Source organism: Fictibacillus tiangongensis, assembly GCF_048083785.1.
Taxonomy (GTDB): Bacteria; Bacillota; Bacilli; order Bacillales; family Fictibacillaceae; genus Fictibacillus.
In genome coordinates this window covers 2,504,772-2,518,116 of record NZ_CP182294.1, presented here as the reverse complement: position 1 = coordinate 2,518,116, position 13,345 = coordinate 2,504,772, and the positions used below count along the sequence as shown (strand labels likewise).

The window sequence follows — 13,345 nt, the reverse complement described above, 5'->3', positions numbered from 1 at the left end:
CGTGCATCAAAAAGAATTTCGCATACTAGTGATCAATCCGGGGTCAACCTCTACTAAGATTGGAATTTTCGATAACGAACGGCCAGTATTTGAAAAAACGATCCGTCATGATACAGAAACCATCCATTCTTTTGATTCTGTTATTGATCAGTACACTTTTAGAAAAGAAACGATCTTAGAAGCTCTAGACTACGAAGGCATCAATATTTCAAAACTAAGTTGTGTGGTCGGCCGCGGCGGTTTGTTAAGGCCGATCGAAGGCGGTACGTACAGCGTTAATGAACCGATGCTCAAGGATTTGAAAAATGGTTACGCTGGTGAACATGCTTCGAATCTAGGTGGAATCTTGGCATTTGAAATAGCAGAAGGTTTAAATATCCCTTCTTTTATCGTAGATCCAGTGGTTGTCGATGAGATGGATGAGATCGCAAGAATTTCGGGTGTTCCCGAAATGGAAAGAAAGAGTATTTTTCATGCGCTTAATCAAAAGGCAGTTGCGCGGCGCGTAGCAAAACAGTTGAATAAATCTTACGAAGCTCTACGGCTTATTGTCGTTCACATGGGCGGGGGAATCACGGTAGGTGTCCACAAGGACGGAAGAGTGATCGATGTAAACAACGGACTGCATGGAGAGGGACCATTCTCTCCTGAACGTGCAGGCACTGTTCCGATAGGTGATTTGGTTTCACTCTGCTTCTCTGGTGAGTTTTATGCAGAAGAAGTGATGAAGAAGCTCGTTGGCCAAGGTGGTCTTGTGGCTTACCTGGGAACAAACGATGCTAGAACGGTTGAAGAAAGAATCGAGAACGGTGACAAAAAAGCCGAGCTTATCTATGACGCGATGGCTTATCAAGTCGCAAAAGAGATCGGATCAGCAAGTACCGTTCTTTATGGACAAGTCGATGCGATCATCTTAACGGGCGGACTCGCTTTCGGAAAAGAATTTGTTAAAAAGATTACAGACCGGGTTGAATGGATTTCTGATTGTATCATTCAGCCGGGTGAGAATGAGCTTCAAGCGTTAGCAGAAGGTGGCCTTCGTGTATTAAGAGAAGAAGAAACAGCAAAAGTTTACCCTGGCGGAAAAACCATTGCTAGAGTGTCACTGGACTAACTAACAGCAAAAGGAGATATGAGCTGATGTCAAAAGACTTTGATTTGGTCATATTGGGCGGAGGGACTGGCGGCTATGTAGCTGCCATCCGAGCTGCTCAATTAGGAAAAACCGTTGCAGTAGTTGAAAAAGGAAAGCTTGGAGGTACTTGTTTACATAGAGGGTGTATCCCAAGTAAAGCGTTATTAAGAAGTGCTGAAGTATATAAAACAGCTAAAAAAGCTGCAGACTTTGGTGTTGAGATAGAAGGCCTTGGCTTAAACTTTTCCAAGATGCAAGAACGAAAGCAATCCATTGTAAACCAACTGCATATGGGTGTACAAAGTTTGATGAAAAAAGGAAAGATTGAAGTCTATGAAGGTATCGGACGAATCCTTGGACCATCCATCTTTTCACCGATGCCTGGCACGATTTCAGTTGAGTTTAATGATGGCACTGAAAATGAGATTTTAATCCCGCAAAACGTAATTATTGCAACAGGGTCTAGACCACGTTCGTTACCAGGATTAGAGATCGACGGAAATCTCGTCATGTCTAGTGATGAAGCATTAGAGATGGAGTCTTTGCCAGCATCAATCATCATCGTTGGTGGCGGGGTAATCGGGATTGAATGGGCATCTATGCTCAATGATCTTGGTGTGGAAGTAACCGTGCTTGAATATGCTGACAGAATTGTACCAACAGAAGACGAAGAAATTTCGAAAGAAGCGGCGCGTGTTCTTAAGAAGAAAGGCATCAAGCTTGTAACGAGTGCAAAAGTCCTTCCTGATACGTTAGAAAAAGGCGAAGGCGTGATGATTTCTGCTGAACATAAAGGCGAGACAAAACAATTTAGTGCCGAGAAGATGCTAGTTTCTGTCGGGCGTATGGCGAACACAGAAGGAATCGGCTTAGAGAACACCATCATTAAAGTTGAAAACGGATACATTGCGACAAATGAATATTTCCAAACCGCAGAAAGCCACATCTATGCGATTGGAGATGTGATCGGAGGACTTCAGCTTGCGCATGTTGCATCTCACGAGGGAATCACGGCAGTAGAACACCTTTCTAACTTGAAGCCTGAACCGATCAACTACGATAATATCTCGAAATGTATCTACTCAAGTCCAGAGATGGCAAGTGTAGGTCTTACTGAGAAACAAGCTAAAGACCAAGGCTTTAACGTTAAAGTTGGCAAGTTTCCGTTTAAAGCGATCGGAAAAGCTCTTGTTTATGGTGAAAGTGACGGGTTTGTTAAGATCGTTGCAAACAAAGACACTGATGATCTTTTAGGTGTTCATATGATCGGACCTCACGTAACGGATATGATCTCTGAAGCCGGTTTAGCAAAAGTTTTAGACGCAACACCGTGGGAGATGGCTCATACCATCCATCCACATCCATCTCTATCAGAAGTATTTGGTGAAGCAGCACTAGCTGTTGAAGGAAAAGCGATCCATTTCTAAGGAGGTAAAACAAATGGCAGAATTACGTCATGAACAATTAGGTTTAACGAATGAAGATGTCATCCATATGTATAGAACGATGTTATTAGCAAGAAAAATTGACGAGCGTATGTGGCTTTTAAACCGCGCTGGTAAGATTCCTTTCGTTATCTCTTGTCAAGGTCAAGAAGCAGCACAAGTTGGTGCCGCAATGGCACTAGATAATGAGAAAGATTTTGTGTTGCCGTACTACCGCGACATGGGTGTTGTTTTGCAGTTCGGTATGACAGCGAAAGACCTGATGCTTTCTGGCTTTGCAAAAGCAGAAGATCCTAACAGCGGCGGCCGTCAGATGCCAGGACACTTTGGTTCTAAAAAGCTGCGCATCGTAACAGGTTCTTCCCCGGTTACAACACAAGTTCCTCATGCTGTAGGAATCGCGCTTGGCGGAAGAATGGAAGGAAAGGACCTTGTAACGTTCACGACGTTTGGTGAAGGATCATCAAACCAAGGAGATTTCCATGAGGGGGCAAACTTTGCTTCTGTTCATAAACTTCCTGTTATCTTTATGTGTGAGAACAATAAATACGCAATCTCTGTTCCAATCTCAAAACAGCTAGCTTGTGTGAACGTTTCTGATCGTGCGATCGGTTATGGTATGCCAGGAGTAACGGTAGATGGGAACGACCCACTAGCTGTTTATGAAGCTGTAAAAGAGGCTGCTGATCGCGGTAGACGCGGTGAAGGACCGACTTTAGTTGAAACAGTAGCTTATCGTTTAACGCCTCACTCATCCGATGATGATGATCGTGCGTACCGAACTCGTGAAGAGGTTGAGGAAGCAAAAGCTAAAGACCCGATTCATACGTTTGCTGCTTACTTAAAAGAGAATGATATCTTAACAGAAGAATTAGAAAAACAGATCACAGAAGAAATTCAAAAAGAAGTGGATGAAGCTACAGAATATGCAGAGAACGCAAAATATGCTGATCCTGAAAGCGCACTTCTTCATGTTTACGCAGAGTAAAGGGGGAAAACGAGATGCCGGTAATTTCATATATTGATGCTGTAACACAAGCGATTCGCGAAGAGATGCAACGCGATAAGCGAGTATTTGTAGTAGGTGAAGATGTTGGTGTACGCGGAGGAGTTTTCCGTGCAACGACTGGGTTAATTGAAGAGTTTGGTGAAGAGAGAGTGATCGATGCACCCCTCGCGGAGTCTGCTATCGCAGGTGTAGGTATCGGTGCTGCCATGTACGGGATGCGCCCGATCGCAGAGATGCAGTTCGCTGACTTTATCATGCCTGCCGTTAACCAGATCGTTTCTGAAGCGGCTAAGATCCGCTATCGTTCGAACAATGATTGGACATGCCCGATTACGATCCGTGCTCCATATGGCGGCGGTGTTCATGGTGCGCTTTATCACTCACAATCTGTTGAGGCACTATTCGCTAACGTACCAGGTTTAAAGATTGTAATGCCTTCTACACCTTATGATGTAAAAGGTCTTTTGAAAGCTGCTATCCGTGACGAAGATCCTGTTCTTTTCTTTGAACATAAACGTGCTTACCGACTGATTAAAGGTGAAGTACCGAGCGAAGAATATACATTGCCGATCGGAAAAGCGGACGTGAAGCGTGAAGGTGAAGATATTACCGTTATTACATACGGACTTTGTGTACACTTTGCTCTTCAAGCTGCTGAGAAGCTTGAAAAGGACGGAATCTCAGCTCATATTCTTGATCTTCGTACTGTTTATCCATTGGATAAGGAAGCGATCATCGAAGCGGCTTCTAAAACAGGTAAAGTACTTCTTGTAACAGAAGACAACAAAGAAGGAAGCATCATGAGCGAAGTTTCAGCGATCATCGCTGAAAATTGCTTGTTCGAACTGGATGCACCTGTCCAACGCCTGGCTGGTCCAGATGTGCCTGCAATGCCTTATGCACCAACGATGGAAAAACACTTTATGGTAAATCCTGACAAAGTAGAAAAAGCCATGAGAGATCTTGCGGCATTTTAACAATAGGAGGGGACTTTAATGGCTACAGAAAAAATTACAATGCCCCAATTAGGGGAAAGTGTAACAGAAGGCACGATCAGTAAATGGCTCGTTCAGCCAGGTGATACGGTTAAGAAATACGATCCACTAGCTGAAGTGATGACAGATAAAGTAAACGCAGAAGTTCCATCATCTTTTTCTGGAACGATCAAAGAACTCGTTGCAGGCGAAGGAGATACTCTTTCTGTAGGCGAACTGATCTGCTACATCGAAACAGAAGGAGAAGGTGGAGGAAGTGCACCTGCAGCCCCATCTTCAACAGAAAAGCCAGCTGAGACAGCTTCAACATCTACAGAATCTTCACAGACGGGTGCAGCTAAGCCAGCAGCTAACGCTGATCGAGCGGCAAGAGGACGTTTTTCACCTGCAGTAGTGCGAATGGCATCTGAGCATGGTATTGATCTAGACCAAGTAGAAGGATCAGGACAAAGCGGAAGAATCACTCGAAAAGATCTACAGAAAATCATTGATTCCGGTCAGATTCCTACGAAAGATAACAAGCCAGCGACAGAAGAGGTTTCTTCTGCAGCACCTGTTTCTTCTAGTTCTCAACAAACAGCTCCAGTGCAGCAACAATCAGCACCAGTATTAAAGCCGGTTGCGATCGACACAATGCCTGGTGATCTTGAAATTCCAGTATCGGGTATTCGTAAAGTGATCGCACAAAACATGGTCCGTTCAAAGCACGAGGCACCTCATGCTTGGACGATGGTAGAAGTAGATGTAACGAACTTAGTAGAATATCGTAATTCTGTAAAAGGTGATTTTAAAACAAAAGAAGGATACAACCTTACGTTCTTGCCTTTCTTTATCAAGGCTGTTGTAGAATCACTAAAAGAATTCCCGCAGATCAACTCCATGTGGGCAGGAGATAAGATCATTCAGAAAAAGGACATCAACATCTCGATTGCTGTCGCAACAGATGATGCACTATATGTTCCAGTTATCAAACACGCAGACGAAAAGTCAATCAAAGGAATCGCACGCGATGTGAAGGAACTAGCAGATAAAGTAAGGACAAATAAATTAGCTGGTGATGACATGAAAGGCGGAACGTTTACTGTAAATAATACAGGTTCTTTTGGATCTGTTATGTCTACGCCGATCATCAACTATCCGCAAGCGGCTATCCTTTCTGTAGAATCGATCGTGAAGCGTCCAGTTGTTATGAACAATGGCATGATCGCTGTACGAGATATGGTTAACCTTTGTCTTTCTCTTGACCACCGAGTTCTTGATGGGCTTGTATGCGGACGCTTCTTAGCTTCTGTAAAAGCACGTTTAGAAAACATGACAAAAGAAAACACATCCATTTATTAAAAAAATGTGTTTTTCAGGTTTATGAGGGTTTTATTGCGGGTAGAGATAACTATCAACACCTCCAAACCCCATAACCCCCTAAGAAAAGTGCCGTACATGTTACGGCATTTTTCTTTTTTATATTTCAATAATTGAGTACAATAAGAAAGAAAGGAGCTGATTATGAATGAATTTTCAATTTAATCTTTTTAATGATGTAGTAGAAACGGCTCGTAAAGAAATGGTAGAGGCTGGCTATACACAGCTATTCAAACCAGAAGATGTTGAAGAAGCTTTCAAAAAAGAAGGTACAACACTTGTCATGATTAATTCCGTTTGTGGCTGTGCAGGAGGAATCGCACGCCCTTCGGCTTCATATTCGGTAAAACAAGACGTTCGCCCGGACCATCTTGTTACGGTATTTGCCGGACAAGATAAAGAAGCAACAGAAACAGCGCGTTCTTACTTTACTGGCTACCCGCCATCATCCCCATCTTTTGCTTTATTAAAAGATGGAGAGATTCAAATGATGGTCGAACGTCATGAGATCGAAGGCCATGAACCGATGGAAGTCGTGAACAAGCTAAGAAGTGCATTTGAAACGTATTGTAAGTAAGGATTTAAGTGTGTACGAATGAGAGAAGCTGGCTCGAAATTGAGCCAGCTTTTTTTATTTTTTATAAAATGAGGGTGAACATGGATTTATGAGCGATTCTAAGGATTTGTGAGCGATTCCAGGGATTTGTGAGCGATTCTAGGGATTTGTGAGCGATTATAGGAATTTGTGAGCGATTCTAGGAATTTGTGAGCGATTCTAGAGATTTGTGAGCGATTCTAGAAATTTATGATTGTTCATTGAATAATGCTCACAAATCTACAAAAACTCTCTTAATCCAACCCCAGCCCCTTTTTTACAGCCCAAACATGGGACGAATGAAATAGTATTTCTTCAGCTTGATCTATGTTCATCCACACTAGCTCATGATCTTGATCGAATGGTTCACTTGCATACTCTCCAAATGACCCTGTATAAAAATACCCATTATTCATTAGATGTTCACCTTGTCTCGTCTTAAAATACTGCTTTGCATTTCCCAAAAAGTGATTCATCTGAAAAGTAAAGCCTGTCTCCTCGACACATTCTCTTATCAAACTAACATTATGATTTTCTCCAAGTTCTATTCCACCACCGGGCAAGAAGCCTTTGCCGTTTTGAATTATAACGGCAATATTCTTATGATCATCTATTACTACGGCATATACAGCTTCTCGTCTGCGATAACTAACATCTTTTAACTTTTCACCAAATTCCAATGAAAACAACCACCTTATCATAATGCATATTAATACATTCAGAATTATTAAAATACTTAATTCTGCCTATTTATGTGTTAATATTCATTTTAACGAATAAATATAAACGATTTATACAGGGGGAACAACACATGAAAAGAAATCTTTTTAGCATTTATTTTATCATAGTACTTGCATTCTTGGCGGGATGCGGAGCGGTAGAAGAAAAAAGTTCTACAAATACTGGGAGTAATTCATCCGAGAAGACGTTAATCATGGCAACGTCAGCTGATTATCCTCCATACGAATATGTAGAAACAGCAAAAGGCGGAGAAATTGTAGGCTTTGATATTGATGTAGCGAATCATATCGCAAACAAATTAGGATACAAGGTTGAGATAAAGGACATGGACTTTAACGGATTGATTCCTGCATTAGACAGCGGCAAAGCTGACTTTGTAATTGCCGGTATGACACCGAATGAAGAACGAAAAAAAACAGTAGATTTTTCAGATGAATATTATGCAGCTCAACAATTGATCGTTACAAAGGATAAAGCGATTAAAAGTGTAGAAGATCTTGAAGGCAAAACAATTGGCGTTCAATTGGCTTCCATTCAAGAAAAAGAAGCAGACAAATTATTAAAGGATCATAAATTTGAGGTTGTTCAGCGTAACAAAGTAACAGAATTGGTTCAAGAGATGAAATCAAACCGTGTAGATGCGGCAATTATTGAAGATGCAGTTGCTTACGAATTTTTAAAGAAAAATAAAGACCTTTCCTCGTTTGCCCTGCCAAACACAGACGCTGCAGGATCGGCGATCGCTTTTCCTAAGGATAGTGAGCTAACAAAAGAGTTTAACGCAGAACTTAAGAAGATGAAAGAAGACGGTACATTGGACGAGCTTGTTGAAAAGTGGTTCGGTGTTAAAAAATAGAGAAAGAGAGTGGTAGGCATGAACTTGGATTTTGCCCAGCTCGTGCCTTCTATTCCGTATATTTTATACGGAATATGGGTTACGTTGCAGTTCGTGGCGGTATCGTTAGTACTAGGATTTATATGGGGAACCGTACTTTCGCTATTTAAGATAGGTAAGATCAAAATCTTAAGATGGTTTGCAGATGCATATACTTCGGTCTTTAGAGGAACACCTCTTATTCTTCAGATGCTTTTGATCTATTATGCTGTACCTCAGCTGACAGGAGTCGATATTGGCGCATTCTCAGCAGGGGTTCTAACATTTGCTCTTAACTCGGCAGCGTATATATCAGAAATCATTCGTGCGGGTATTAATGCAGTCGACAAAGGACAGAAAGAAGCTGCTATGGCTTTAGGTGTTCCATACCGAACGATGATGTTGAAAATCATTTTGCCTCAAGCCTTTAAGAACATTTTACCGGCATTAATGAACGAATTTATTACACTAACAAAAGAATCAGCAATCGTCTCAGTTATCGGAGCGCTTGATATTATGAGACGAGCTCAAATCGTTGGCGCAAGCAACTATCGCTTTTTTGAACCGTTATTATTAGCGGGGCTAGTTTATTATCTACTAGTCATGATGTTGACGTTAGCTGGACGAGTTATGGAAAGGAGGCTTGCTAAGAGTGATTGATGTTCAAGGTTTGAAGAAAAGCTTCGGTAATAATGAAGTGTTAAAAGGAATTTCAACTTCTATCAAAAAAGGTGAAGTTATCGCTGTGATCGGACCTTCAGGATCAGGCAAATCTACGTTTCTCCGCTGTTTGAACCTTTTAGAAACAAACGATGAAGGATCTATTCTCCTAGAAGGCAAAGACATTTACGAGATGGAACTTCATCTTCGTAAAAAGATAGGAATGGTGTTTCAGCACTTTAACCTTTTTCCTCATCTTACTGTTTTAGAAAATGTAACATTCGCGCCGCAGCAAGTATTAAAGATTTCGAAAAGTGAAGCTGATAAGGAAGCGTTAGATCTCCTTAAAACCGTTGGATTGAGTGATAAAGCGAACAGCTATCCTTCTAACCTTTCGGGCGGTCAGAAACAGCGTGTTGCTATAGCGAGAGCACTCGCTATGAAACCTGAAGTTATGCTTTTTGATGAACCAACTTCAGCTCTAGATCCAGAGATGGTAAAAGAGGTGCTGCAAGTGATGAAGAACCTCGTTAAGCTTGGTATGACGATGGTTATTGTTACACATGAGATGGGCTTTGCAAAAGAAGTTGCCGACCGTGTCTTGTTCATGGATGATGGAAAATTAGTAGAAGATCAAGAACCTGCTATTTTCTTTGAAAATCCGAAAACAGATCGAGCTAAAGCTTTCTTAGAAAAAGTGCTATAATGCTTAAAAAAGGACTTCTTTGCTGAAGTCCTTTTTCGTTTCTAATTATCCTTGAATTATGGAATAATGGTACAAGGTATAGAACGAGATCGGAAAGAAGGCATGCATTTGATGAAATTTACAATTGGCTATCGAACTTTAAAGACTGCAATCGGAGCAGGCCTTGCTATCGCCTTAGCAGAGTGGCTAGGGTTAGATTTTTATACGTCAGCCGGAATACTAACCATTCTTTGTATAAAAATAACAAAAAAGAAGTCGATCATCTCTTCATGGGAAAGATTTGCAGCATGTATTCTTGGAATAGGATTTGCGAGTGCGATTTTCTCGCTGGTCGGCTATCATCCTTATGCACTAACCATACTTTTGATTCTATTCATCCCAACGCTCGTATCTCTAAACCTTAAGGAAGGCATCATCACATCGTCAGTCATCATCCTTCATCTATACACGCTTCAGAAGATTACTTGGGAAATCGTGCTTAATGAATGTAGCATCATCGTAATCGGTATAGGGATGGGTTTAATCATGAATCTCTACATGCCTTCGGTTGAAAAAATACTGTTAAACATGCAAAGGGAACTCGAAAAAAGATACAAAGTGATCTTTCATGAATTTCATCTGTATTTAGCTCATGATAAACACGAATGGGACGGAAAAGAGATTACAGAATGCGCAGATCTTATCTCGAACGCGAAAAGCATTGCCTTTCGGGACATTGAAAATCATTTTCTTCGTTACGAAAACCAGTATTATCACTATTTTAAAATGAGGGAAAAGCAGTTTGAGATCATTCAACGAATGCTTCCTATCATTTCTTCTATCGATAAGACATATGTACAGTGTGAAAAACTAGGCAGCTTCTTCGAACGCCTAAGCGCTGCCGTTCACCCAGGAAATACAGCCCTTTTGTTCTTAGATGATCTAGAAAACATGAGACAAGAATTCCGAGAGATGCATCTGCCAAAAGACAGAGACGAATTCGAAACACGCTCAAAGCTCTATCAGCTACTCCAAGATATCGAAGATTACTTGATCATCAAAAGTAAATTTAAGAAGTAAACGAAAAGTTTTTGATTGTATTTTTCATTCCTGTTTCACTTTCAACATAGACATTGTCATCTTTTTTTACTTCTCTTCATTGAAAAGTCGTTCGGAGTGTAAGGCGCGAGACTCCTGTGGGATCAGCGGGACAGGTGAGACACCTAAGGGCGCATAGCGCCGAGGTGGCTCACCGCACGCCTCCCGGAAAGCGAGCACCTGAAACGGAGATCGACTACCCTCATCTGGCTCTAAGAAAAACTAAAAAAGTAACTCATGACTTCCCCTGCATTTACAAATACTAAGTAAAAAATGACAGGGTGATAAAAATGGGAAAACTCAAGTTAGCTTTTATCTTGTTATTTTCACCAATATGGCCGATCGGAGACGCACATGCCTTAGGAGACCCTTATTTAATCATTAATAAGACATCCAACAGACTGGCATACGTTGAAGATGGAACGGTTAAAGAAATTTATAAAGTTGCAACAGGAAAGTCGAAAGAACTAACACCAGAAGGCGAATTTACCATTACAGTAAAAGCTGTAGATCCCTATTATCGAAAAAAGGATATACCAGGTGGAGATAAAACGAATCCGCTCGGCACACGCTGGATCGGTTTTGACGCAAACGGTACAGACGGTCGCACGTTCGGAATACATGGAAACAATAATCCATCAGCCATTGGAAGATATGTCACAGCTGGCTGCATCCGGATGTACGAAAAGGATGTTCAGAAGCTTTACAGCAAACTCAAGATAGGCACAAAGATAAAAGTTGTCCACTCCCAAAAAAGCTTTGATGACATCATAAAACAGTAACGTAAAACCCCCAGTCCAACGAGGACTGGGGGTTAACTATTTTATAAGAAAAAAGCGACTCCTGTTAAAAGACTGCTTAGAACAAGACAGATGATCATAACGTACACAATTGTTTTTATTAGTTTTTGATTCAAAGCCATAACCCTCCTATAAACATTTCCAACTTAATTGTACCGTGTTTGGAAAGCAGAAACAAGAAATCCTAAAAGACCAAATTGCAAATTTAGTCGAAAATTTGCGCTTTCAAGCAGGAAAAAGCGCTTACAAAACGAAAGATGTTATGTTGAGACTATTTTCTTTGTTAAACAGGAGGCTTCTAATGGATAAACAACAGCGTATAAAAGAATGGCAAGAAAAGACCGCACAATCAATGAATAGATTTCCAGAACGAAAAGAGAGATTTCATACTTCATCAGATATAGAGGTTGAAAGGCTGTATGGTACGGAAGATGAGCATTATCCGATGGAATCATTAGGGCTTCCAGGAGAGTATCCATACACCCGCGGCTCTCAATCTACGATGTATCGTGCAAGATTCTGGACGATGAGACAATACGCAGGATTTGGTTCTGCTGAAGAAACGAATAAACGTTTTCGCTATTTACTTGATCAAGGGCAGACGGGACTTTCTGTAGCATTCGACCTTCCTACACAGATCGGGTATGATTCAGATCACTCGATGTCACGCGGTGAAGTAGGAAAAGTAGGAGTAGCGATTGATTCAATCGAAGACATGGAAGCTCTTTTAAAGGACATTCCGCTTGATAAGGTAAGTACTTCGATGACGATCAACGCACCTGCTTCTGTTTTGCTCGCTATGTATATCGCTGTTGCTGAGAAGCAGGGTGTGGCTCCTGAAAAACTTTCAGGAACGATACAGAATGATATTTTAAAAGAATACATCGCACGTGGTACATATATTTTTCCGCCAAAGCCTTCTATGCGATTGATCACAGATATCTTCGGCTATTGTCAGGAATTTGTGCCAAAGTGGAATACGATCAGCATCTCTGGCTATCACATTCGAGAAGCTGGGGCAAATGCTGCACAAGAACTTGCTTTTACAATCGCAAATGGACTTGCCTATGTGGATGCTGCCATAGAAGCTGGATTACATATCGATGACTTTGCCCCACGTCTAGCCTTTTTCTTTAATGCTCATAATCAATTCTTTGAAGAAGTTGCGAAGTTCAGAGCGGCTCGTAGAATGTGGGCAAAACTTATGAAAGAACATTATGGTGCTAAGAATCCAAAGTCATGGCAGCTTCGTTTTCATACGCAAACAGGAGGCTCGACCCTCACGGCACAGCAGCCAGATAACAATATCATACGTGTTACAACTCAAGCACTGTCAGCCGTCCTAGGTGGAACGCAGAGTCTTCATACGAACTCAAGAGACGAAGCACTTGCTCTTCCTACAGAAGATTCGGCTCGAATCGCGCTTCGTACTCAGCAGATCTTAGCTCATGAAACAGGTGTAGCTGATACTGTTGATCCACTTGCGGGTTCTTATTATGTAGAACATTTAACAGATGAGCTGGAACGAAAAGCAAACGAATATATAGAGAAGATCAATCAGATGGGTGGTGCTGTTGCTGCCGTCGAACAAGGATACATGCAGCGTGAGATCCACCATACGTCTTATGAAACACAAAAAAAGATCGAGAGTGGTCAAGAGATCATCGTAGGGATGAACAAATTTAGTATTGAAAATGAACCTCAGCCCGAATTATTAAGAGTCGATCCGACTCTAGGAGAGAAACAGAAAGAAAAACTGCAGGCACTAAAAGCAAAGAGAGATCAAAACCGAGTGAGCGCTCAGTTGGAATTGTTACGTGCTGCTGCTAAAGGTGATGATAACTTAATGCCAATCATCGTTGAATGTGTGAAATCCTATTGTACGATCGGAGAAATATGCGGTGTGCTTCGTGAAGAATTTGGAGAATATACAGGGGTCTAAGAATAGA

14 protein-coding genes are annotated in these 13,345 nt (G+C 41.4%); 12 read left to right on the top strand and 2 right to left on the bottom strand.

The annotated features are described in order from the left end of the window. Window position 1 precedes the first annotated feature (1 nt). From buk to ACNJYY_RS13540, 6 genes are all read left to right on the top strand, one after another. Entirely contained in the window at window positions 2–1,114 is a 1,113-nt protein-coding gene (buk, locus tag ACNJYY_RS13565) for a butyrate kinase (protein WP_416728926.1), read from the top strand. A 26-nt stretch (window positions 1,115–1,140) separates the two neighbouring features. Next, window positions 1,141–2,562 carry a dihydrolipoyl dehydrogenase gene (lpdA, locus tag ACNJYY_RS13560; protein WP_416728925.1) on the top strand — a complete coding sequence of 474 codons (1,422 nt, stop codon included), beginning with the start codon at window positions 1,141–1,143 and terminating at the stop codon, window positions 2,560–2,562. A 13-nt stretch (window positions 2,563–2,575) separates the two neighbouring features. Then, window positions 2,576–3,568, top strand: coding sequence for a thiamine pyrophosphate-dependent dehydrogenase E1 component subunit alpha (locus tag ACNJYY_RS13555; RefSeq protein WP_416728924.1), 993 nt, complete (start codon window positions 2,576–2,578; stop codon window positions 3,566–3,568). A 14-nt stretch (window positions 3,569–3,582) separates the two neighbouring features. Further along, the gene (locus ACNJYY_RS13550; RefSeq protein WP_416728923.1) at window positions 3,583–4,566 is read left to right on the top strand and encodes an alpha-ketoacid dehydrogenase subunit beta; all 984 of its coding nucleotides are present in this window, start codon (window positions 3,583–3,585) and stop codon (window positions 4,564–4,566) included. Between the two features lie 18 nt (window positions 4,567–4,584). Further along, on the top strand, window positions 4,585–5,925 hold the full coding sequence (locus ACNJYY_RS13545; protein ID WP_416728922.1) for a dihydrolipoamide acetyltransferase family protein: 1,341 nt from the start codon (window positions 4,585–4,587) through the stop codon (window positions 5,923–5,925). A 166-nt stretch (window positions 5,926–6,091) separates the two neighbouring features. Further along, the gene (locus tag ACNJYY_RS13540) at window positions 6,092–6,520 is read left to right on the top strand and encodes a BrxA/BrxB family bacilliredoxin (RefSeq protein ID WP_144699187.1); all 429 of its coding nucleotides are present in this window, start codon (window positions 6,092–6,094) and stop codon (window positions 6,518–6,520) included. Window positions 6,521–6,792: 272 nt separating this feature from the next. Here ACNJYY_RS13540 and ACNJYY_RS13535 read toward each other — a convergent pair whose 3' ends face one another. Further along, window positions 6,793–7,218, bottom strand: a complete 426-nt coding sequence (locus ACNJYY_RS13535) for an NUDIX domain-containing protein (RefSeq protein WP_416728921.1) — start codon at window positions 7,216–7,218, stop codon at window positions 6,793–6,795. A 131-nt stretch (window positions 7,219–7,349) separates the two neighbouring features. On the opposite strand from ACNJYY_RS13535, the gene ACNJYY_RS13530 reads away from it, so the two are divergent. The 5 genes from ACNJYY_RS13530 (at window position 7,350) to ACNJYY_RS13510 (ending at window position 11,378) form a co-directional block, all read left to right on the top strand. Then, the gene (locus ACNJYY_RS13530) at window positions 7,350–8,135 is read left to right on the top strand and encodes a transporter substrate-binding domain-containing protein (protein ID WP_416728920.1); all 786 of its coding nucleotides are present in this window, start codon (window positions 7,350–7,352) and stop codon (window positions 8,133–8,135) included. A gap of 18 nt (window positions 8,136–8,153) precedes the next feature. Further along, window positions 8,154–8,813: an amino acid ABC transporter permease gene (locus ACNJYY_RS13525; RefSeq protein ID WP_191753884.1), complete on the top strand. Its 660-nt coding sequence runs from the start codon at window positions 8,154–8,156 to the stop codon at window positions 8,811–8,813. Then, on the top strand, window positions 8,806–9,519 hold the full coding sequence (locus tag ACNJYY_RS13520; protein ID WP_416728919.1) for an amino acid ABC transporter ATP-binding protein: 714 nt from the start codon (window positions 8,806–8,808) through the stop codon (window positions 9,517–9,519). Before ACNJYY_RS13525 ends, ACNJYY_RS13520 begins: the two co-directional genes overlap by 8 nt. A gap of 111 nt (window positions 9,520–9,630) precedes the next feature. Then, entirely contained in the window at window positions 9,631–10,578 is a 948-nt protein-coding gene (locus ACNJYY_RS13515) for an aromatic acid exporter family protein (protein ID WP_416731873.1), read from the top strand. Window positions 10,579–10,886: 308 nt separating this feature from the next. Then, on the top strand, window positions 10,887–11,378 hold the full coding sequence (locus ACNJYY_RS13510; RefSeq protein WP_416728918.1) for a L,D-transpeptidase: 492 nt from the start codon (window positions 10,887–10,889) through the stop codon (window positions 11,376–11,378). Between the two features lie 41 nt (window positions 11,379–11,419). Here ACNJYY_RS13510 and prli42 read toward each other — a convergent pair whose 3' ends face one another. Continuing rightward, on the bottom strand, window positions 11,420–11,512 hold the full coding sequence (gene prli42, locus ACNJYY_RS13505; protein ID WP_197130929.1) for a stressosome-associated protein Prli42: 93 nt from the start codon (window positions 11,510–11,512) through the stop codon (window positions 11,420–11,422). Between the two features lie 185 nt (window positions 11,513–11,697). On the opposite strand from prli42, the gene ACNJYY_RS13500 reads away from it, so the two are divergent. Further along, window positions 11,698–13,338 carry an acyl-CoA mutase large subunit family protein gene (locus ACNJYY_RS13500; protein WP_416728917.1) on the top strand — a complete coding sequence of 547 codons (1,641 nt, stop codon included), beginning with the start codon at window positions 11,698–11,700 and terminating at the stop codon, window positions 13,336–13,338. Window positions 13,339–13,345 lie beyond the last annotated feature (7 nt).